19 protein-coding genes and 1 pseudogene are annotated in these 20,169 nt (G+C 71.1%); 9 read left to right on the top strand and 11 right to left on the bottom strand.

Annotated elements, in window-relative coordinates; translation table 11 throughout:
• Positions 1–45 precede the first annotated feature (45 nt).
• From AC07EJ_RS35235 to AC07EJ_RS35220, 4 genes and pseudogenes are all read right to left on the bottom strand, one after another.
• Entirely contained in the window at positions 46–945 is a 900-nt protein-coding gene (locus AC07EJ_RS35235) for an ABC transporter permease (RefSeq protein WP_478885783.1), read from the bottom strand.
• On the bottom strand, positions 942–1,898 hold the full coding sequence (locus AC07EJ_RS35230; RefSeq protein ID WP_478631367.1) for an ABC transporter permease: 957 nt from the start codon (positions 1,896–1,898) through the stop codon (positions 942–944). The genes AC07EJ_RS35235 and AC07EJ_RS35230 overlap by 4 nt, the downstream gene beginning before the upstream one ends.
• 588 nt (positions 1,899–2,486) lie before the next feature.
• Positions 2,487–2,633: pseudogene (locus AC07EJ_RS35225) on the bottom strand (winged helix-turn-helix transcriptional regulator); the annotation flags it as partial.
• Positions 2,630–3,280, bottom strand: a complete 651-nt coding sequence (locus AC07EJ_RS35220; RefSeq protein WP_478631364.1) for a TetR/AcrR family transcriptional regulator — start codon at positions 3,278–3,280, stop codon at positions 2,630–2,632. The pseudogene AC07EJ_RS35225 and the gene AC07EJ_RS35220, both read right to left, overlap by 4 nt.
• Positions 3,281–3,552: 272 nt before the next feature.
• Between AC07EJ_RS35220 and AC07EJ_RS35215 the strand changes: the two genes are divergently transcribed.
• On the top strand, positions 3,553–4,899 hold the full coding sequence (locus tag AC07EJ_RS35215) for an MFS transporter (protein WP_478631361.1): 1,347 nt from the start codon (positions 3,553–3,555) through the stop codon (positions 4,897–4,899).
• 90 nt (positions 4,900–4,989) lie between these two features.
• Positions 4,990–6,267, top strand: coding sequence for a glycoside hydrolase family 1 protein (locus tag AC07EJ_RS35210; protein ID WP_478885782.1), 1,278 nt, complete (start codon positions 4,990–4,992; stop codon positions 6,265–6,267).
• A gap of 130 nt (positions 6,268–6,397) precedes the next feature.
• Here AC07EJ_RS35210 and AC07EJ_RS35205 read toward each other — a convergent pair whose 3' ends face one another.
• Positions 6,398–6,949 (bottom strand): cysteine hydrolase family protein, encoded by a 552-nt coding sequence (locus tag AC07EJ_RS35205; RefSeq protein ID WP_468990523.1) that lies wholly within the window; start codon positions 6,947–6,949, stop codon positions 6,398–6,400.
• A gap of 148 nt (positions 6,950–7,097) precedes the next feature.
• Between AC07EJ_RS35205 and AC07EJ_RS35200 the strand changes: the two genes are divergently transcribed.
• The 4 genes from AC07EJ_RS35200 to AC07EJ_RS35185 all read left to right on the top strand — a co-directional run bounded on the left by AC07EJ_RS35200 (position 7,098) and on the right by AC07EJ_RS35185 (position 11,302).
• Positions 7,098–7,703, top strand: coding sequence for a TetR/AcrR family transcriptional regulator (locus AC07EJ_RS35200; RefSeq protein ID WP_468990526.1), 606 nt, complete (start codon positions 7,098–7,100; stop codon positions 7,701–7,703).
• A gap of 110 nt (positions 7,704–7,813) precedes the next feature.
• Positions 7,814–8,854, top strand: coding sequence for an LLM class F420-dependent oxidoreductase (locus AC07EJ_RS35195; RefSeq protein WP_468990529.1), 1,041 nt, complete (start codon positions 7,814–7,816; stop codon positions 8,852–8,854).
• Positions 8,855–8,877: 23 nt separating this feature from the next.
• A complete protein-coding gene (locus AC07EJ_RS35190; protein WP_478885781.1) occupies positions 8,878–9,915 on the top strand; it encodes an enoyl-CoA hydratase/isomerase family protein in 1,038 nt (345 codons plus the stop codon).
• The gene (locus AC07EJ_RS35185) at positions 9,905–11,302 is read left to right on the top strand and encodes an amidohydrolase family protein (protein WP_478885780.1); all 1,398 of its coding nucleotides are present in this window, start codon (positions 9,905–9,907) and stop codon (positions 11,300–11,302) included. Before AC07EJ_RS35190 ends, AC07EJ_RS35185 begins: the two co-directional genes overlap by 11 nt.
• Before the next feature lie 109 nt (positions 11,303–11,411).
• On the opposite strand, the gene AC07EJ_RS35180 is transcribed toward AC07EJ_RS35185, so the two are convergent.
• The 5 genes from AC07EJ_RS35180 to mftA are packed head-to-tail and all read right to left on the bottom strand — an operon-like array spanning position 11,412 to position 16,091.
• Complete coding sequence (locus tag AC07EJ_RS35180) at positions 11,412–12,770, bottom strand: CoA transferase (RefSeq protein WP_478885779.1); 1,359 nt, start codon at positions 12,768–12,770, stop codon at positions 11,412–11,414.
• Positions 12,767–14,236 carry a mycofactocin biosynthesis glycosyltransferase MftF gene (gene mftF / locus AC07EJ_RS35175; RefSeq protein WP_478631349.1) on the bottom strand — a complete coding sequence of 490 codons (1,470 nt, stop codon included), beginning with the start codon at positions 14,234–14,236 and terminating at the stop codon, positions 12,767–12,769. The genes AC07EJ_RS35180 and mftF overlap by 4 nt, the downstream gene beginning before the upstream one ends.
• On the bottom strand, positions 14,233–15,042 hold the full coding sequence (locus AC07EJ_RS35170) for a mycofactocin-coupled SDR family oxidoreductase (RefSeq protein ID WP_468990546.1): 810 nt from the start codon (positions 15,040–15,042) through the stop codon (positions 14,233–14,235). Before AC07EJ_RS35170 ends, mftF begins: the two co-directional genes overlap by 4 nt.
• Positions 15,039–15,878 (bottom strand): mycofactocin biosynthesis peptidyl-dipeptidase MftE, encoded by an 840-nt coding sequence (gene mftE, locus AC07EJ_RS35165; protein ID WP_478885778.1) that lies wholly within the window; start codon positions 15,876–15,878, stop codon positions 15,039–15,041. The genes AC07EJ_RS35170 and mftE overlap by 4 nt, the downstream gene beginning before the upstream one ends.
• A gap of 42 nt (positions 15,879–15,920) precedes the next feature.
• Positions 15,921–16,091 (bottom strand): mycofactocin precursor MftA, encoded by a 171-nt coding sequence (mftA, locus tag AC07EJ_RS35160; RefSeq protein WP_478885777.1) that lies wholly within the window; start codon positions 16,089–16,091, stop codon positions 15,921–15,923.
• A 95-nt stretch (positions 16,092–16,186) separates the two neighbouring features.
• Between mftA and mftR the strand changes: the two genes are divergently transcribed.
• The gene (gene mftR, locus AC07EJ_RS35155; RefSeq protein WP_468990559.1) at positions 16,187–16,816 is read left to right on the top strand and encodes a mycofactocin system transcriptional regulator; all 630 of its coding nucleotides are present in this window, start codon (positions 16,187–16,189) and stop codon (positions 16,814–16,816) included.
• 12 nt (positions 16,817–16,828) lie between these two features.
• Here the strand turns inward: mftR and AC07EJ_RS35150 are convergent, their stop codons facing one another.
• Positions 16,829–18,028, bottom strand: a complete 1,200-nt coding sequence (locus AC07EJ_RS35150; RefSeq protein ID WP_478885776.1) for an acyl-CoA dehydrogenase family protein — start codon at positions 18,026–18,028, stop codon at positions 16,829–16,831.
• A gap of 180 nt (positions 18,029–18,208) precedes the next feature.
• On the opposite strand from AC07EJ_RS35150, the gene AC07EJ_RS35145 reads away from it, so the two are divergent.
• Together AC07EJ_RS35145 and AC07EJ_RS35140 are read left to right on the top strand one after the other, a co-directional pair.
• Complete coding sequence (locus tag AC07EJ_RS35145) at positions 18,209–19,303, top strand: acyl-CoA dehydrogenase family protein (protein WP_478885775.1); 1,095 nt, start codon at positions 18,209–18,211, stop codon at positions 19,301–19,303.
• 59 nt (positions 19,304–19,362) lie between these two features.
• The gene (locus tag AC07EJ_RS35140) at positions 19,363–20,133 is read left to right on the top strand and encodes an SDR family NAD(P)-dependent oxidoreductase (protein WP_468990569.1); all 771 of its coding nucleotides are present in this window, start codon (positions 19,363–19,365) and stop codon (positions 20,131–20,133) included.
• Positions 20,134–20,169: the final 36 nt, after the last annotated feature.

Raw genomic sequence — 20,169 nt, 5'->3', positions numbered from 1 at the left:
CGGGTTACGGGGAGCGAAGAGACAAGACGGAGCGGGGCAGGGCGGTCAGTCGCGCAGTGTGCGGTCGAACCGGTGGCGCAGGTGGTCACCGGCCTGGTTCAGCGCGAAGACGGTCAGGAAGATCACGACGGAGGGGACGAACACGATGTGCGGGGAGTCGGCGATGGCGTCCTTGCCCTCGGCGATCATGCCGCCCCAACTGGGCCTGGGCGGTGGGATGCCCATGCCGAGGAAGCTCAATGAGCCCTCGGCGACGATCAGCGCCGCCATCACCACGGGCACGTAGGCGCCGAGCGGGGGCAGTACGTTGGGCAGGACTTCCCGCGTCAGCACCCGCCGGTGGCCCGCTCCCATGTTCCGCGCGGCGAGCACGAAGTCGCGTCCTTCCCAGGTGAGCGTGGTGGCCCTGGACAGGCGGATGAACGAAGGGACCACGAGCAGCGTCAGGCCCGCGAGCAGCGTGCGGACGCTGGGCGTCAGGATCGCGGACAGGGCGAGCAGCAGGATCAGTGGCGGGAAGGCGAGCATCGCGTCGGCCACGAGCCGGATCACGGTGTCGCATCGGCCGCCGAAGTGCCCGGCAGACATACCGAGCGCGGTGCCGACGACCGCTCCGACGCAGCCGGCCACGGCGCCCACGACGAGCGAGACCTGCGCCCCGTACACACACCGGGACAGGATCGAGCGGCCCTGGGTGTCGGTGCCGAGCAGCAGGTCGAGCGATCCGGATCCGGGGGCCTGGCGCGGGGGCCCGACCGGGACGGCGTACGAGGCCAGGGGCAGTAGATCGGCCAGGAGCGCCGCGGCGATCACCACAAGGAGCCAGCCGTAGGACAGGTACACCAGCGGCGAGCGCCGTACGCGCACGGTCGGAACGAGGGGGTCCGCGGACACGTGATGATCGGCGGTGGGGTCGGCCGGTGCCTTGGGTGCGTACTGGGTCATGCCCGTGCCGCCCTTCTGACGCGCGGGTCGATGAGCTGGTAGCTCAGGTCGACCAGCATGTTGACGACGACGTAGACGACGGCGACGAAGACCACGACGCCCTGGACCATCACCACGTCCCGCTGGGTGATGGCGGAGGCCATCAGCTGGCCTAGGCCCGGCAGGCCGAACAGTGACTCGACGACGACCGTCCCGCCGATCAGCCGCCCCAGACTCAACCCCGCGAGCGTGACCAGGGAGAACGAGGACGGGCGCAGGGCGTGCCGGAACATCACGTAGCCGCGGCCGAGCCCCTTGGCCCGGGCGGCTTCGACGAAGTCCTCGCGCAAGGTCCCCACCAGGTCGCTGCGCAGCAGCCGGTGGAAGGCGGCGATCTCGGTCAGGGCGATCGCCACCACGGGCAGTGCGACCGAGCGCAGGTGCGCGCCGATCCCCTCCTCACTGACGCGTGCCCACCCGGTCACCGGGAGCCAGCCGGCCTGGACCGCGAACACATAGATGAGGACGGGCCCTGCGATGAACGCCGGTACGGACAGGAAGACGGACGACAGCCCGTTGGCAATACGGTCGACCGGGCCACCGGGGCGGCCCGCCGACACCGTCGCGAGCAGCACCGCGACAGCGAGCGCGAGAACCAGGGCGAGGACCGCCAACTCCAGGGTGACGGGCAGCCGTTCGACGATGGCCCCGCTGACCGACTGCCCGGTCACCGGCGAGTCGCCCAGGTCTCCGCGGACGGCGGCGGCCAGCCAGTGCCCGTACTGCGCCCACAGCGGCTGATCGAGGCCGAGCTTCGACTCGAGCGCGTCGACGGCCTCGGGGGTCGCGTTCGGTCCGAGGACGACCTCGGCGGCCGAGCCCGGTGCCAGTCCGAGCAGGAGTGTCACACCGATCGTGACGAGGAGGATGACCAGGAGGCTTCGGCCCACACGCCTCACGACGGAAAGCACCATGCGACTCGCTTCCTCAGGGGACCAGTCAAGGACTGTGCTGAGCAGTGCGCAGTGGTTCGGGCGGTACGGAGCGGGGGCGACCGGCAAGGATCACCAGCGGTCACCGGGCCGCTGGACGACGGCCCGTCCTGGCGCGTCGAGCGGCATTGCGGCATGACTACGAGAGCACACTCAGAGTGCGGGCATAGATGCGACCGGCACCCTCAATAGAGGGTTACAGTACACTCTATTTCGAAAGCGGCCAGCGTCCTCGCGCCGATAATGCAGAGAAGCACGAGCGTCGCCCTCAGCGTGCGTTCCGGGTAGTTCCGCTCGCCCCAGAACAGTCGGTGGCGGGACAGTGCGTCGACACCTTCGTGGACGATCGGTTCGATGCCGACGTTGGTGACCTCGGAGGTGCGGCCAGGTCGGTGATGGCGACGCACAGGAGGTAGTCGGGTTGGCCGCCGAACAGGCACTGAGCCTGGAGGACGTGCAGGAAGGTGGCCACTGACTCGTCGAACGCGGTGACGGTGCCGGGTTCGTCCCAGTGAAGACGAGGGCCTCGAGGTTGGGGCCGACGGCGGCCGGGGCCACGATCGCGCCTTAGCCGCGGATCGCGCCCTCGCGTTCCAGGGCTCACAGCCGGCGGTGACAGGGCGAGACGCTCAAGTGCATGTGGGCGGCCGGCGCGGTGACGGCGAGGCGGCCGTCCGGCGGCAACTCGGTTGCACCGATGGAAGTCCCGCTTCTCACATACCGATGTCCGACGCCAGCATGAGCGCCCTGGCCTCCATCCAGTTCTGGCCGGACAGACGGCGGAAGGCGCCGACCAGTACGTCGCCGAGGTCGAAGCTCGGATCCACCAGCCACTGCACCTGCAGACCGTCCCAGGTGGCGACGAACTGGCGCGCCACCTCCGATGCGTCAAGGCCAGGATGGGCGAGGCCGGCCGCCTGCCGCTGTTCCATCAGCCGGGAGAAGCGGGCGATCGCCGCCTGGTGGTGCGCTCGGAAATAGTCCTGCGCGGGGTGCTCGGGAGTGGTCGCATGCCCAGCAAGCGCCGTGTACAGGCGCATGATGTTCTCGCGGTGCGGGGCGGCCCGGGTGAACGCCTTCAGGGCCGTGTCCACATCGAGGGCCTGCGTCCCGTTACCGGCCGGCGTGCGCTCGTCGTCCTCGTCGTCGGAGCACTGCAGCGCAGCCACCAGCAGGTGGTCCCGGGTCGGGAAGTGGTAGAGCACGGTGCCCTCGCTCGTGGCGGCACGCTGGGCCACCTCGGCCGTGGTCACGTTGGCGTGCCCCTTCTCCAGCACAAGGTCAAGAACGGCACGCGCGATGACTTGGCGGCGCTCTTTGGTCCTGGCGTACGGCCCTCGGGACCTGCCTTCGGAGGTGGTCATGCGATGACTCTACGGCGCATTCAATTCTTATACATACTCAAGTTTGGCGTGAGGGGCGTCGCAACTTTGAGGCGAGGCCTCTGGTTGAAGCCATTGACGCAATACATTCACTCTGTTTCACTCAGGTTTCACGCTTGAGGTGGGCCGCTGAGCCCGCAGAATCGGCCCCTCTGCCGCACTGGTGATGCCGTCCGGCGTCGAACCTTGTGACCCCATCCACGTCACCAGCCGCGGACCCTCACCATTCCTCTCAGACGGCACGGTGAACTCCCATGACGCAGAGCAATGTCCCAGCCCCTGCCCCCGCAAAGGCGATGCCGTCGGCGGCCCAGGTCGGCCCCCTGGACGCAGCGGGGAAGCCGCGCTATCGGCTCGGGCCCCTATATCTGACGCTTCCGCTGGTCAACATCGCCCTTGTGCTGGTGTGGGTGGGCATCGGGTCGTTCCTCATCCCGATGCAGGTCACCGCGATCAAGGGGCACAACGATCCCGAGGCGCTGAAGAACGCGGTGGCGATCGGCGCCGCGATCGCCGCGATCGGCAATCCGGTCTTCGGGCAGATCTCCGACCGCACACGCTCCCGGTTCGGGAGACGGGCGCCCTGGATCCTCATCTGCTCGATACTCGGCGCGAGCGCCCTGGTCTGGCAGTCGCAGGCCAAGTCGATCGGCGTCCTGGCCGTCACCTGGGGCTGTGTGCAGTTCATCGTCAACGGCTTCCAGGCCGCGATCACCACCACTATGCCCGACCGGGTGCCGCCGACGAAGTACGGCATCATGTCCGGAATCGCGGGCCTCGCCACCCCGGTTGCGACCATCCTGGCCGCGTACATGATCGGCGGTATCGACGGCCACAAGTTCGGCTACGACGGTGTCATCGGCGGATTCGGCGGCCGGTTCCAGGGCGAGAAAGGCTACTACCTCATCGCGGGAGTCCTGGTCGCGTTGTCGCTGATCTTCGTCTTCGTCACCCCGGACAAGTCCAGCAAGGGAATGGCAGTCGAGAATTTCGACGTGAAGAAGTTCCTCGCGAACTTCTGGGTCAACCCCAGGCGGCACCCCGACTTCGTGATCGCGTTCGCCTCCCGCTTCGGTGTCGTCGCCGGGTACTTCGTCGTGCAGACGTACAGCTTCTACGTCCTCATGGAGTACATCCGGGTCAAGCCGCAGGATGCCGCCTCCACGATGGGCTTCCTGATGGTGATCAACGCCGTGGCGATGGTCGTGGCGGCCCTGGTCGTCGGTCGACTCGTGGACCGCGTCGGCCGGATCAAGGCATTCGTCCTCGGTTCCGGAGTGCTGGCCGCGCTCTCACTCTTCATCCCGATGATCTGGGACAGCGTCGACGGGATGGTCGCCTTCAACCTCGTCAACGGCTTCGCGTTCGGCATGTATATGGCCGTCGACATGGCGCTGATCACCAAGGTGCTGCCCCGGGGCGAGGACGCGGGCAAGGACATGGGCCTGATCAATGTCGCCAACGCCGCGCCTCAGGTGGCCGCCCCGTTCATCGCCTCCGCGATTGTCGAGGCGTGGGGCTACGACGCCCTGTTCCCGATCTGCGCCTGCATCGCCCTGTTCGGCGCCGCGGGCGTGATGTTCGTGAAGTCGGTCCGCTGACGACGCACCCCAGGCGCCACCGCGTACCCGTCCAACTCTCCGTACCTCTCCCCCTATATGTGTCCACAACCGCGCACCAGGAGCACCATCATGTCCTTCCCCGACACCTTCCTCTGGGGCACCGCCACTGCCGCCCACCAGGTCGAGGGCAACAACGTCGCCAGCGACTTCTGGGTCCTGGAGAACATGCCGGGCACGTTCTTCGCCGAACCCAGCGGCGACGCCTGCGACCACTACCGCCTCTACCGCCAGGACATCGCCCTCCTGAAGGAACTCGGCTTCTCCTCCTACCGGTTCTCCATCGAGTGGGCCCGTGTCGAGCCCGAGGACGGCCGCTTCTCCCGGGCCGCGATCGCCCACTACCGCGACGTGCTGGAGGCCTGCCGGGAGTTCGGCATCACCCCGATGGTGACACTGCATCACTTCACCAGCCCCCGCTGGCTGATGAAGCTCGGCGGCTGGGAGTGCGAGCGCACGCCCGAGCGGTTCGCCGACTACTGCCGCACCGTGATGGCCGAACTCGGCTCGCTGATCCCGTACGTGTGCACCATCAACGAGGCCAACATCGCCCCACTTATCCGCAGCATGCAGCCCAAGCCGGACGCGGCGGAGGCGGGCGACACGGCGCACGCGCCGGTCGGGGTCGGTGATGCGATGGCCGACGTGTTCGGCACCGGTCTCAAGGCGGGCGCGGACGCGCTCGGCACCACCCCCGAGAAGATGAACGTGTTCCTCTTCACCGCCAGTGACGCCGGGATCGATGTGGTCAAGCGTGCCCACGTCTCGGCGCGCAGCGCCATCAAGGAGGTCAGCCCTGCCACCCAGGTCGGCATCACCCTGGCGCTGTCGGACTACCAGCCGCAGCCCGGTGGCGAGGCGATCGCGGACGGGATGTGGGCGGAGAACTTCGACGACTTCCTGCCGGCCATGCAAGGCGACGACTTCATCGGCGTACAGAACTACACGCGGGCCACGGTCACCGCGAGCGGACTGCAGCCTCACGCGCCGGACGCCGAACTCACCCAGATGGGATACGAGTTCTACCCCCAGGCACTCGAAGGCGTCCTGCGCCGCGCGGCCTCGGCGGGCCTGCCGCTCATAGTGACCGAGAACGGCGTGGCCGCGACCGACGACACCCGGCGCACCGAGTTCATCCGTATCGCCCTCGAAAGCGTGGAGCGCTGCCTTGTCGACGGCATCGACGTACGCGGCTACTACTACTGGTCCGCCCTCGACAACTACGAGTGGATCATGGGCTATCAGCCGACCTTCGGGCTCATCGCCGTGGATCGCGCGACGCAACGGCGCGCAGTGAAGAACAGTGCACGCTATCTCGGAGACATCGCCCGTCGAGGCGCTCTGCGCTGAGTAAGGTCGGGGACTGGAGTGGTGGCTGACGCTCCGTTTCCAGTTCCTGACCCGAGCAGACGGCCGTTCCTCACCGGATGTAATGCGCGCCGGATCGGGCCGCGCCTCCCGGGCGCACCGCATCCCGTTGTCAGCGCGCAGCCGCCCAGTCGGCCACCGTCACGACCTCCGCCTGCTGCGGGAAGACCTTGTCCACGAGAACCCTGTGCACCTCCGGATCGCTGTCCAGGCAGCCGTCACGCAGAACCGTGAGGCCGTAGTCCAGGTCGGCCGCCTGACGCACGGTCGACAGGACGACACCGCTGGTGGCCACCCCCGCGAGCACCAGCTCCTCGATGCCGCCGGCGCGCAGCACCATGTCGAGATCACTGCCCGCAAAGGCGCTGACGCGGCGTTTGGTGACGACGATGTCCTGTTCGCCGGGCGCCACCTCGGGCGGGATCAGCATCGCCTGCTCGGACCCTGCCGTCCGGGGCGCTCCCGCGAGCCCGCCGAACATCTTGTTGCGCGCACTGACCTCGGGATATCCCGGCCGGAACCCGACCACCACGTACACCACGGGAACACTCGTCGCCCTGGCGGCATCAATGGCCGTCCGCAGGCGCGGCAGGTAGTCGGCGTCCGGGTAGCGGTCGAGGACGGCCTGTTGAACGTCCATGACCAGGAGAGCCTGCCGGGCCATCTTCACCTCACTGTGTAGGGGTCACGAAGCACGGGGACCCGAAGAAAGTCATCAGCTGATTACTTGCCAAGCTAGGCACGCGTCACGACTATGTCAACAGGCGATTACTTGACACCTCGCCAGGGACGACGCATCACGGAGGCCACAGGTGACAACGCGAGGGGCGGCCGAAGGCCCCCGGAAACGCAACGCGGCGGCGACGCGTCAAGCGCTGCTCGCAGCCGCGCACGACCGGTTCATCCGCCTGGGGTACGAGGGCACGAAACTGCGGGACGTGGCCGCGGACGCGGGAGTCACCCTCGCCCTGGTCAAGCGGTACTTCGGCTCGAAGGAAGGGCTGTTCAAGGCGGCTCTCGCAGCCACACCGCGGTTCCTGGGCCGCGAGGGCGACACCCCTCGTGACCCCGCCGCACTGGCCGAAGCGCTCAGCCGTCAACTCGCCTCGGACGCCTGGCCCGAGTTCGGTGAGCACCCCGTGCTCATGCTGCTGCGCGCCTCCGGCGACCCACAGGTGGACGCTCTGCGCAGGGAGGCTCTGCTCGACGCCGGCCGACAGGTGCTGGCGGCCTCCGGCGAGCCGCACAGCGAAGACGCCGGACGCCTACTGCGGGCGGAGCTGCTGATCGCGCTCGGCGTCGGCGTCGCCGTCCTGCGGTCCTCGGTCGGGCTCCAGCCCCTGCAGGACGCGACCGCCGACGAGCTGGCCGCTCCGCTGCACGACGTCGTGCGCGCCCTGCTCACACCCGCCACCTGACCCGGGCGCCGGGGCGCCCCGGAAGCCGCTGATCGCGACGCCCGGGGATTCCACGAAAGCTCTCGGCATTCAGTGCACTCAACTTGGCCTTGCGGCGGTACCGTACCGCCATGAGGATCGGAATGACCTTGAGCTACAGCGGTGGTTTCCGGGACACGGTCGCCGTACTCGGCGACTACGAGAAGGCCGGACTCGACATCGTGTTCGTCCCCGAGGCCTACTCCTTCGACGCCATCAGTCAGCTCGGCTTCATCGCCGCGTGCACGGAGCGCCTGGAGATCGCCTCCGGGATCCTGCAGATCTACACCCGTACCCCGTCTCTCACCGCGATGACGGCCGCCGGACTCGACCATGTCTCCGACGGCCGGTTCACGCTCGGCATCGGCGCGTCCGGGCCGCAGGTGATCGAGGGGTTCCACGGGCAGCCGTACACCGCTCCCCTGGCGCGCACCCGCGAGATCGTCGACATCTGCCGCTCGGTCTGGCGCCGGGAGCCGGTGGTGCACGAGGGACGCCACTACCGCATACCGCTCCCCGCCGACCAGGGCACCGGACTCGGCAAGCCGCTCAAACTCATCAACCGTCCGGTACGTGAGCGCATCCCGATCCTGCTCGCCGCCATCGGCCCGAAGAACGTGGCACTGGCCGCCGAGGTCGCCGAGGGCTGGCTGCCGATGTTCTTCCACCCGGAGAAGGCCGACGCGGTGTGGGGTCCCGCGCTGGCCGAAGGGTCGGCTCGACGCGATGCCATCCTCGGGCCGCTGGACGTCGTGGTCTCGGCGCCGCTGGCCGTCGGTGACGACGTCGACGACCTGATCGACCTGGCCCGGCCCCAACTCGCCCTCTACATTGGGGGGATGGGAGCGCGCGGCCGCAACTTCTACCACGACCTCGCCCGCCGCTACGGCTATGAGACCGAGGCCGACACCATCCAGGAGCTGTACCTGTCCGGGCGCAAGGAGGAGGCCGCGGCCGCGGTGCCTCAGGACCTGCTGCGGGCGACCTCGCTCATCGGCCCCGCCTCCCGCGTCGCCGAACGCGTCGAGGCGTACCGCGCCGCCGGGGTCGGCACGCTGCGCGTCGCCCCCGTGGCACCCACCCACGAGCGGCGGCTCGCCGACGTGGAACGTCTCAAGTCCTGGGCCCTGTAGTGCCCTTCGTCGGCGAAGGGCTTGTGCTGGAGCCCGACGGGAGGCCGGGAGGTGCGGTCCGCCATGTGGTGGTCGACGACTGGCACCAGGCGCCCGCGAGCGAAATCGCCGCGGCTGCCGCCCGCGCCGCGGACTCCTTGTCACTCACCGTCGGCGTCGCCACCCGGCAACCACCTGGGCGGCTGCGACCGCTGCTCGACGCGCTGACGTTCACCCTCGTGAGCCCTCATCTCGACGCCGACGCACGGCAGTTGGTGCGCGTACCGGACCCCTGGAAGGAATACGCTGCGCTGGCCGAAGCCGTCGCGCGGCGTCCGCGAGCCGCCGTGGCCCTGGGGCAACTGCTGCGCGGGTCGCCGTCCACCGACACCCTCCAGGGCCTCGCCTCGGAGGCGGCCGCCTACTCGATGCTGCTGTCCGGAACGGAGTTCGCGGCATGGCTGGCCACCCGGCCCACCCCCCGGCCCGTCGACGTCGACGTCGGCCGTCCGTTCGTACGCCTACGGCGCACGGGCGCAGAGCTCTCGCTCCTGCTCGACCGGCCGGAGCGGCGCAACGCGTTCGGGTACCGGATGCGGGAGGAGTTGTACGAGGCTCTGGAGGTCGCGGCCCTCGACGACACGGTGGAGCGAGTCGAACTCGCAGGTGCGGGGCCGGTGTTCTGCAGCGGTGGCGATCTGGCCGAGTTCGGCCGGGCGCGGGATCTCGTCGCCGCCTATCTGGTGCGCCTCGACCGGGCACCGTGGCGACTCCTGGACCGGCTGCGGGGCCGGGTGACGGTCCGGGTGCAGGGGGCGGCCGTGGGCGCGGGCATCGAGATGGCGGCCTTCGCCGGCCGCGTGGTGGCCGCGCCGCAGACGTTCTTCGCCCTGCCGGAGGTGGAAATGGGCCTGGTGCCCGGCGCCGGCGGAACCGTGAGTGTGCCCCGGCGCATCGGCCCGTGGCGGGCCGCGTGGATGATGGTGGGCGGGGCGCGGGTCGACGCCGGGACCGCTCTGCGGTGGGGCCTGGTGGACGCGATCGACGACAACAGTGCGGACACCGCCGCCCATGAGGCGTGACGCGGCGGGGATCCTCCTCCGCGACGTGGAGATCCACCCGCATCGGACGAGAGCCGACTGCCGCATCCTGCACGGCAAAGTCGTACAGATCGGCCGTGAACTGCGCCCTGCCCCGGGCGGGTTGGTGATGCGGGGAGAGGGCGGCGCGCTGCTGCCCGGCCTGGCCGACCACCATCTCCATCTCGCGGCGACAGCGGCCCAGGAGACATCACTCGACGTGTCCGCTCTGCCCCGCAGCGGACTTGCGGCCGCGTTGGCCCTGGCGGACACGGGTGAGGACGGCTGGGTCCGCGTGGTCGGTTACGACGAGGTGGTCCACGGGGATCTGGACCGCGACGCCCTCGACGCGTACCGCGGCTCCGTTCCCGTGCGCGTGCAGCACCGCTCCGGTGCCCTGTGGTCGGTCAACTCCGCCGGGCTCGCCCGGCTCGGCGCCCACCACGCCTCGCATGAGGGCATCGAGCGCGACCTCGAGGGGCGACCCACCGGCCGGCTGTGGCGCGCCGACGGCTGGCTGCGCGAGGTGCTCGGCGCGCGGCGGCCGTCCCTGCTGTCCCTAGGCGCGCGGCTCGCCTCCCTCGGGGTCACCCATGTCGCCGACGCCACGCCGGACGCCATGGCCGCCGAGGCCGCCTTCGCCGCCGTATACGCCGGTGAACTACCGCAGCACGTCATGGTGATGGCGGCCGGGGCCGGTGCACCGTGCCATCCGCGTCTGAGCGTCGGCCCCGTCAAGATCGTGGTCACCGACCACGATCTGCCCCGCCTGGATGCTCTGGCCGGGCGCATGGCGCGGGCCCACGCCGCGGGCCGGCCGGTCGCCGTGCACTGCGTGAGCCGTGTCGCGCTGGCCCTGACCCTGGCCGCGCTCGACCAGGCGGGCGGGCTCGACGGGGACCGCGTCGAGCACTGCGCGGTGGCCGATCCCGCCGCGGCGAAAGAGCTGGCGCGCCGGGGGATCCGCGTGGTCACGCAACCAACCCTGGTGACCCGCCGCGGCGACGACTACTGGCAGCGATCCGAGCCCGGTGACCGCGCGGACCTGTGGCGGTACGGCACTCTCGTACGGGCCGGGGTGCGGGCCGCGCCCGGCAGCGACGCCCCGTACGGGGACCTGGACCCCTGGGCGTGCCTGCGTGCCGGGGCCGGTCGGCGCACCCGGTCCGGTCGTGTGCTGGGCCCGGGCGAACGGCTCCCGGCCCGGACCGTACTGCGCGGCATGCTCGCTCCGCTGGACGATCCCGGCGGGCCGCCGCGCCGGATCGCAGTAGGCCACGCGGCGGATCTGGTACTGCTTGACCGGCCGCTCGCGGATGTCCTGCGGGCCCCGCACGCCCGACACGTACGCGCCACGTTCGTCGCGGGGCGCCAGGTGTACTCGGCCTGACGGTCCGCCCTGACCGGACCTGACCGGACCGGTCACGAGGGGCCCGACCACAGCTGCGCCCAGATCCACCGGCACACCTGTTCACCCCGACCGCTCCGGTCCGGTCCGGTCATTCCAGGTCCGGCCGCAGCCGCGCCAGGACCCGGTCGGTGTCCGCGCCCAGATCCGCCGCCCCCACCCGCCCGTCGGGCGCACGGGCCCGCGACACCGGCTGGGTCCGTCCCGACGCGGCGCACGCGACCACGGTTCCGGCCGGACCCTTGCGCACGGTGTGGGGGCCGTGCGGCACCGGGGATGCCTGGGGCGCCGCCGCGAACGCGGCCGCCACGTCGCGCATGGAGACGTCGATCAACTGCCCGCCGCCCGCGCGCAGCGAGGTGGCCGCACCCAGCGCGGCGACAAGGCCCGTCAGCGGGTCCGCGATCGCGTCGGCGCAGAACACCGGCCGGCCCCGCGACCGGCCCACCAGTCCCCCGGCGACCGCGGCGTCATCGCCGAAGGCGACCCGGTCCGGCAGCCTGCGGCCGTACCCGGTGATGCCGATCCACACCGTGCCGGGGCGGTGGTCGAGTTGTTCGGGGGCCAGTCCCAGCTGGGCGAGGGCGCGCGGCCGGGACGCCTCGATCACCACGTCGGCCGCGCGCACCAGAGCAGCGAGCGCCGCGCGGCCGTGCGGGGTGGTGAAGTCGACGGCGACGCTCTCGTGGCCCGCGTGCAGCCAGTCGTAGAAGCTGCGGTCCCCGGTGCGTGCCCCATCGGGCCGCCGGGTGCTCTCGACCTTGACGACCCGGGCACCGGCCAGGCCGAGCAGCCGGGCGCACAGGGGGCCGGCCCACATCGAGGAGAGGTCCACGACGAGGGCGCCGTCGAGCGGGCGTGCCGCGGCCGGCGGGGCGAGCGGCGAGACGCGCCAGGGCGCGGATGGCTCCCGGGGTCGAGCGGGGAGGACGGCCGCGGGAACCCCGAACAGGCGGACGCGGGCCACGAAATCCTCCGCCGGTACCTCCCGTGCCGCGTCGGCGAGGGCGCTCCAGGAGTCACGGATGTCGTCGCGCTCCAGGATCGCCGGGACGAGGTCGAGGTCGTCGGGGCGGCTGAGGGTCAGCGCGCACCAGCCGTCCGCGGCGGGCAGCAGACGCGTGGCCCCGCCCGCGGAAACGTCGCCCCGCCGGGTGAGACCGAGGGCGCCCGCACGCGCGCCCAGCAGGAGCGCGGGGTCGATACGGGCCTGCGGCGAGGTCAGCCGGGCCAGGACTCCGACGACCGCGTGGACCAGGGGGAGCATCGAACCGGGCGTCATGAGGGGTGGCCCGTCCGCGTCACCGGTCAGGTCCATGGCCCCGCTGGCCGCCCACTCCAGGTACGGGCAGCATCCGGGCTCGTCACTGTCCGGGGCCGGCGGCAGCGACAGGCCCCCGATGCCGCTCAGCCAGCGTCGAACGGTCCGGGCCGGTGCTTCGTCTCTCACCGGCCCGTCTTCTGTCCGCCCCGCTGGTGGATGCGCGGCAACAGGCAACGCAGCGACCGCCCCGCGACGGCTCCCGCCCACACCCCGGCCCCGTACGCGAGGTCGTCCAGGCGGCGCGCCAACGTGAAGCGGACCGGATCCAGGTCGGGGGCGAGACGGCGGTACTCGATGACGCCGTCGATGAGGGCCGCGGCGGCGGTGGCCCGGCGGGCCCGTCGGGAGACCAGGCAGCCCGCCGCGGTCAGGGGCCACCAGTGGCGCAGCAGCAGGGCCGCCGTCTGTTCCGCCGTGCCGGCCACACCAAGTCCCGTCAGGGACAGGGCTGTTCGGTACGGGTGCTCGGCGCTCGCGGTGGCCTTGCGGGCGTATCCACGAGTCACTGCGGCCAGCACTATGGCGGTGACCGGCACGCTCCAGCGGCGTTGGGCGAGAACGCTGAGGGCCACCGCCGCAGCCCACGGTGTCAGGGCGGCAGGGGCGATCGCCGAGCCATGCCGAATCTCCAGCGCGTGGGCGCCGGTGCCGTAGTACGCCTTGCGGCCGAGCCAGTCACGCAGGTGCGTGCGGTGGTCGTGGCGGACCGAGACCGTCGGTTCGTAACGGACCCGGTGGCCCGCCCGGGCGAGGCGCCAGACCAGGTCGACGTCCTCGCCGACCCGCATCGCCGCGTCGAACCCGGGACAGATCGCCGCCACCCGTGCCACCAGGCAGGCGCTGGGCACCCAGGAGACGCGGGAGCCCTGCCGCACGAGCGCCGGCCAGGGCCCCAGGTCCAGGGAGGAGCGTGCCGCCTCGTAGCGGGAGATCCAGCCGGCGGTGGACGGCCCGGTACTGGTGCTTGTGTCGGTGCCGGCCTCGGTGAGGCCCAGGACGCGGGGTGCCACGGCGGCCAGGCGCGGGTCGTGGAAGTGGCGCAAGAGCGTCGCCAGGGCCGCAGGGGCGACGACGACGTCCGAGTCGACGAAGGCGACGTACGGCGTGCGGACGTGGAGCAGTCCTTCGTTGCGGGCGCCGGCCGGGCCACCGTTGACATCGAGGCGCACCAGGTCCGCGCCGTGTCCGGCCGCGACGCGCGCCACGGCCTGCTGGTCGCGGGAGGCGTCGTCGACGACGATCACCGGGACTTGTCCGCCGAGGGCGTCGAGCAGGCGGCCCAGCTGCGCCGCCCGGTCGCGCACCGGCACGACGACGGTCACCTGGGAGACGTCCACGGGGGGCAGTTGGCCCGCCACAGGGTGGGCCATCCCGAGCGACACCAACCGGTCCGCGAGGCGGGCCGAGGCCGGGCCGTCGAGCTGGATCCGGCGGCCCTGCAGCAGGAGGCGGGCCCGCGGCGCGAGCCGGACGAGCCGGGGCGGCGCCCCGCCGACCAACACCCGCCCGTCGTCCAACTGTCGTACACGTACACAGAGTTGGACAACCGATCCGGTCGGTAGGCCGGACGGCGCGGGCGGGGCGGTGGTCATCCGCGGAATCCTCCCTCGGCGCTCATCACGGCCCCGTTGGCGACCCCGCCGGACGGGGAGCAGCAGAAGGCGATGAGGGCAGCGACCTCCTCGGGTTCGTTCAGGCGTCCGCGCAGCTGGGACTCGGTGAAGGTCTCGACGTCGTCGAGCCCGTAGAGCGCGGCCGTCGCCTCCAGCATGTCGGTGCGGGTGGAGCCGGGTGACACGGCGACCGCGCCGACCCCGGTGTTGACGAGATCAGCGGCGAGCCCGCGCACCAGCCCGATGACGGCGTGCTTGGCCGCGCCGTAGCCACTGAGGTGGTAGAGGCCGCGGGTGCCGGCCGCCGAGGCCACGGCGACGAACCGGCCGCCGGCGGGCTCGGGTCCGTCGAGCAGATACGGCACGCAGGCCGCCGCGGTGTTCCACACGCCCAGCACATCGACGTCCCACAGGGTCCGCAGATGCGACTCCGGTGTCTCCCACAGAGGCTGCCCGCCGCTGATGACGGCCGCGGCGGCGACGACGGCGTCGAGGCGGCCGAAGTGGTCGACCGCTCGCGCCGCCGCGGCGTCCATGGCGCCACGGTCCCGCACGTCGGCGACCTGGGCCAGCACCTGTTCCGGGTGGTCCGCGGCCAGCTTCTCCAGATCCGCGTGGTCCGCGAGGGGATAGTCGACGCCGGCTCCGCGGGAGGCTCCCGTGCCCGTACAGGCATCCAGCGCGAGCACCCGGTATCCCTGCGCGCACAGGGTGCGGACCGTCGCCGCACCGATGCCCCGGGCCGCACCCGTCACCAGCGCGACCCTGCTGTCCTGCTCCGTCACTGCGAGGCCCTCTCGGTGTTCGTACGTGTCGCGCCGTTCGTACGTGTCGCGCCGTTCGTAGTTGTCACGTCGTTCGTAGTTGTCACGGGTGTCACGTTGTTCGTAGGTCTCACGTCCACGCGGCGGGTGACGTCGGCGACGAGTTCATCCAGGAGCAGTGCGCCCGCTTCGGCGCTCGCGCCGGTCGGGTCGCCGAGCACTCCCGTCGGCGACACGCCACGCACTCCTTCGGCGCGCAACGCGGGCATCAACTCCCGTACAGGTGTGGTGTTTCCACGTGCCGCCGCCGTCATGTCCACCTGTGCCGGGGCCAGATGGAGCAGCAGGGACGTCTCCGTGTACCCGGCGTGGGCGTCGCCGCCGACCGGCTCGCAGGGCACCCACACGGCGTCCCGCCCTTCGTCGGCCAGCTCCGCGACCACGCGCTGGAGGCAACTGACGTTGCCACCATGGCCGTTGACGAACACGACGCGTCCGGACCACAGCGAGAGCGAGCGGACGAGCTCGACCAGCATGAGGCGCAGCGCCTCATGACCGATGGAGATGGTGCCGGGGAAGTCCTGGTGCTCACCACTGGCGGTGAACGTGATCGGAGGTGTCACCAGCACGGCGTCCCCCGAATCCGCCGACCGCCGGGCTCTGAGCCGGCGCGCCGCGCCGTGCGCCACGGCGTCGGCGATCCGGGTGTCGGTGTCCAGGGGCAGATGTGGCCCGTGCTGTTCGAATGAGCCGATGGGCACGAGGACCGTCGGCCGCGGCGGCACGGCCGGCCAGGGCCTGCGCGACAGGTCATCGGTGTGCGCGTGCGCGACGGACTCGGACCACCGGTTGGCCATGAACGTACCTCTGGGCTATGGGAGTGGGGGAGGCCGGACCGTTCAGTAGACGCCGCACATGCCGTCGATGGAAACCTCTTCGACGAGCAGGTCCTCCGCGACCATGTCGTCGTCGGTGGCGGAGGCGGAGGCGGCCGGGAGAGGGGGCGGCAGGTGCTCGGCCGCCCGGGCGGGCTGGTCCATGGTCGCGGCCGTAGTCGTGGTCACGGTCATGAGAAACTCCCTCTTCCAGTGAGCGGGGCACAAACGTTCTCTACGCTTGGCACCGTAATGGCACCCCGTGCCGAAAGGAAGAGAGAAGGAAGAGTTTGCTGAATTCGTCGCGTCGGTCGTCCCCCGACCGCGCCCACCGCACCGGTCGCAAACCGCTGACGTCCCGCGCCCAGCTGGAGCAGCACGCCCTGCGACTCTTCGCCGACCGTGGATTCGACGAGGTCACGGTGGAGGACATCGCGAGCGCCGCCGGGGTCAGCCGACGCACCTTCTTCCGCTACTACCCGTCGAAGAACGATGTCGCCTGGGGCGACTTCGACGGCGCACTGGAGGAGATGAGGGCACTTCTCGCCGGCTATCCGCGCGAGATGCCGATGATGGACGCGCTGCGCGAGACCATCGTGGAGTTCAACCGGTTCGAGGCGGCGCAGCTGCCGTGGCACCGCCTGCGCATGTCACTGATCCTGGACATCCCCGCGCTGCAGGCGCACTCCACGCTCCGCTACGCCTCCTGGCGGGCGGTGGTCGCCGAGTTCGCCGCCCGGCGGCTCGGGCAGGCACACGACTCCTTGCTGCCCCAGCTCGTCGCGCACGTCTGCCTGGGCGCCGCCGTCGCCGCGTACCAGCAGTGGCTGCGCCAGGACGACGCGGACCTGTGCGCCTTCCTGGACGAGGCGCTGCGGGCGATCGGCCCGGGACTGCAGGCGCACGAACCCCGCCCCTGACGGCGGATACGCTCATCGCGGCTCGCGCGGCAGCCCGAGTCCGCGCTCCGCGATCTGGGTGCGCAGCACCTCGTTGGCACCGCCGGCGATGGTGTACGCGCGGGCGTAGAGGTAGGCGTCGGCCCACCAGCCATCCGCCGCCGCGCCCGGGTCACCCTCGGTGAGCAGACCGTCCGCGCCCTGCAGTCGCAGCCCGAACTCGACCAGGTCGTGGTTGAGTTCGCTGAAGAAGATCTTGCCGATCGCGGCGTCGGCGGGCCGCTCGGTGCCGTGCAGCATCCGGGACTGCGCGAGGGCGACGAGCGCGGCGTTGACGTGTACGCGGGTCGCCAGTTCACCGATCGTCTGCCGCGAGGCGGAGTCGTCGAGGGCGCTGCCCGCACCGGTCGTGGTGCCCGCCGCGAGGGCCGTCAGGTCGTCCAGCGTCGCGATCAGTTCGGTGCCGCGTGCGGCCACGCCCGAGCGCTCACGCCCGAGGCTGCTCATGGCCACCCGCCACCCGGCGTTCACCTCCCCGATGACGTTGGCGGCGGGTATGCGGACGCCGTCGAGGAACACCTCGTTGAAGTCGGTGGTGCCGGTGATCTCGCGCAGCGGCCGGATCTCGACGCCGGGGCTGCGCATGTCGAGGGCGAAGGCCGTGATGCCCCGGTGCAGCGGGGCGTCGGGGTCGGTGCGCGCCAGCAGGTACCCCACGTCGGCGTACTGGCCGTTGGTGGTCCACACCTTCTGCCCGTCGACCACGTACACGGAGTCGTCGCCCTCGCCCTGGCGCCGGGCCCGGGTGGAGAGGGCCGCAAGGTCGCTTCCCGCGCCCGGCTCGCTGAACAGCTGGCACCACACGTCCGCACTGCTGCGGATACGGGGCAGGAAGTGGTCCCGCTGCGATTCGGTGCCGAACTCGATCAGCGCGGCCGAGGCGAGGGCCGCGGCGCCGATGGGCGGCCAGGTGCGGGCGCGGGCGATCTCCTCGGCCACGACGAACGGTTCCAGAGGGTGCGCGTCGGGCCGGCCGCCGTACCGCTCGGGCCAGTCGATACCGAGGTGGCCCGCCTCGTACAGCTTGGCGGTCCAGGCCCTGATCGCCGGCATGAGCTCGGGCTCGGGCGCGCGGACACCCGCGTGCGCCTTGATCCCGGGGGCATGTTCGGCGATGAACGCCCGGACCTTGAGGCGGAATGCCTCCAGCTCCGGAGTGAACTCAAGCCGCATGGTTCTCCTCGTATCTGAGGTACAGGGTCGCGCCCATGATGAGGGCACTCTAAGGTGGCCATCAACCAGTTCAACCTCGGGAGTTACGGATACAAGACTCGACCCGAGACTTAAAAGAGGATACTTTCCTTCTGCTGCGTCGACTCCGGCGCGATGGCCCATCGACCCGGGTGGTGATGCGTGGACTTCGAACTCAGCGAGGAACAGGCGATGCTCCGTGCGGCGTCCCGCGACCTCTTGCGTGACCGCACAGCAGCCGACCCCGCTCTGTGGCGTCTCGCGGCCGGACTCGGGTGGCCGGGGCTCGCCGTACCGGAGGAGTTCGGCGGCACCGGACAAGGGCTCACCGAACTCGCCCTGGTGGCCGAGGAGTTGGGTCGCGCCCTTGGACGCGTTCCATTCCTGCCCACCGTGCTGGTCGCCCGCGCCCTGACACACGGTGGCTCGCCACGACTGCGGGAGGAAGTACTGCCCGCCCTGGCCGAGGGCATGGAGTGGGCGTCGTGGGCCTTCGCGGAACCCCGTTCGCCCTGGACACTCGACGGTGTCGGGACCATCGCGCGCACCGACAGTGACGACAGCGGCACCGTGGTGCTCGACGGCGTGAAGACCATGGTGCAGGACGCGAATGGAGCCCGGTGGCTCCTGGTGACCGCACGGCAGGACGGCGTCCCCGCCTCGTTCCTCGTCGACCGCGCCGCGCCCGGTCTCACCGTGCGGCGCCAGCACGTCCTCGATCTGACCCGGGCGTCGCACGAGGTGCGGCTCGACGGCGTCCGGGTCCCGCTCGACCGGCGCCTGGACGGCGGGCCCGCAGCGGTGCAGCGACTGCTCGACGACGCGTCGGTGCTGGTCGCGGCCGACGCCCTCGGCGTGATGGACCACCTGCTCGACATGACCGTCGCGTACATGAATGTGCGGGTGCAGTTCGGGCGGCCGCTCGGCTCGTTCCAGGCCGTCAAGCACAAGTGCGCCTCGATGGCGCTGCAGGTCCACGGCACACGGGCGGCCACAGCGTACGCGGCGATGGCGGCCGACGCCGGATCGCCGGACTCCGCACGGGCCGCGTGTGCCGCCGCGTCGTACTCGAGCGCCGTGGCCGGTGAAGTGGCCGGTGAGGCCCTGCAGTTGCACGGCGGGATCGGCTTCACCTGGGAGCACGACCTGCACCTGTATCTGCGCCGGGCGAAGACCGACGCCGTGCTGTACGGCGACGCGGCCGTCCATCGCGACCGGCTCAGCGCGCTGATCCGGCCCGAGACCGTACCCGCATAGCCGCCAGGACGACCAGTACCGTCAGGACCGCCAGGACTGCGCGAAGGGAAAGAACGCCTGTGGAGATCAAGGGGAAGAAGGCCGTGGTGTTCGGCGGGGCGTCCGGCATGGGCCGGGCCAGCGCCGAACTGCTGGCGTCCCGTGGCGCCGAGGTGGCCGTCCTGGACCGCCCGGAGTCGGCCGGCGCCGAGGTCGCGGCCGCGTGCGGAGCCTCGTTCCATCCGGTCGACGTGACGGACTTCGAGGGCACCGAGCAGGCCCTGGCAGACGCCGTCACCCAGCTCGGCGGGCTGCACGTCGCCGTCACCACCGCGGGCGGCGGAGTTGCCCGGCGCACCCTCGGCAAGGACGGCCCGCACGACCTGGAGACGTTCCGCCGGGTCCTCGACCTCAACGCGGTGGCCACGTTCAACATCAGTCGTCTCGCCGCCGCGCACATGAGCCGCAACTCCCCCGAGGACCCCGACGTCACCGGCGAGCGCGGCGTGATCGTCAACACGGCTTCCATCGCCGCGTTCGAGGGCCAGATCGGGCAGGTCGCCTACGGTGCCGCGAAGGCCGCCATCGCGGGAATGTGCCTGACGATGGCCCGCGACCTGGGTTCCCTGGGCATCCGCGTGATGGCGATCGCGCCGAGCCTGTTCGAGACGGGGGCCGTGCGGAAGATCCCGGACGAGGTGAAGTCCACGCTTGTGCAGGACGCCGCGTTCCCCAAGCGTCTGGGCCGTCCCGAGGAGTACGCCAAGCTGGTGCTCGCCATCGTCGACAACCCGATGCTCAACGGCCAGTGTCTGCGCCTCGACGCAGGGCAGCGCTTCGCACCGAAGTGACCTGGGGCGACCGACCGGGGACAGTGCGGATTCAGT

The organism is Streptomyces sp. NPDC045026 (assembly GCF_056432625.1).
The sequence above is the reverse complement of the archived record's forward strand: the minus strand, read 5'-3'. Positions and strand labels throughout refer to the sequence as shown.

Coding starts and splice junctions, on each gene's coding strand:
- AC07EJ_RS35235 (WP_478885783.1), bottom strand. CDS start 945: ATGACCCAGTACGCACCCAAGGCACCGGCCGACCCCACCGCCGATCAT.
- AC07EJ_RS35230 (WP_478631367.1), bottom strand. CDS start 1,898: ATGGTGCTTTCCGTCGTGAGGCGTGTGGGCCGAAGCCTCCTGGTCATC.
- AC07EJ_RS35220 (WP_478631364.1), bottom strand. CDS start 3,280: ATGACCACCTCCGAAGGCAGGTCCCGAGGGCCGTACGCCAGGACCAAA.
- AC07EJ_RS35215 (WP_478631361.1), top strand. CDS start 3,553: ATGACGCAGAGCAATGTCCCAGCCCCTGCCCCCGCAAAGGCGATGCCG.
- AC07EJ_RS35210 (WP_478885782.1), top strand. CDS start 4,990: ATGTCCTTCCCCGACACCTTCCTCTGGGGCACCGCCACTGCCGCCCAC.
- AC07EJ_RS35205 (WP_468990523.1), bottom strand. CDS start 6,949: ATGGCCCGGCAGGCTCTCCTGGTCATGGACGTTCAACAGGCCGTCCTC.
- AC07EJ_RS35195 (WP_468990529.1), top strand. CDS start 7,814: ATGAGGATCGGAATGACCTTGAGCTACAGCGGTGGTTTCCGGGACACG.
- AC07EJ_RS35185 (WP_478885780.1), top strand. CDS start 9,905: ATGAGGCGTGACGCGGCGGGGATCCTCCTCCGCGACGTGGAGATCCAC.
- mftF (WP_478631349.1), bottom strand. CDS start 14,236: ATGACCACCGCCCCGCCCGCGCCGTCCGGCCTACCGACCGGATCGGTT.
- mftE (WP_478885778.1), bottom strand. CDS start 15,878: ATGGCCAACCGGTGGTCCGAGTCCGTCGCGCACGCGCACACCGATGAC.
- mftA (WP_478885777.1), bottom strand. CDS start 16,091: ATGACCGTGACCACGACTACGGCCGCGACCATGGACCAGCCCGCCCGG.
- AC07EJ_RS35150 (WP_478885776.1), bottom strand. CDS start 18,028: ATGCGGCTTGAGTTCACTCCGGAGCTGGAGGCATTCCGCCTCAAGGTC.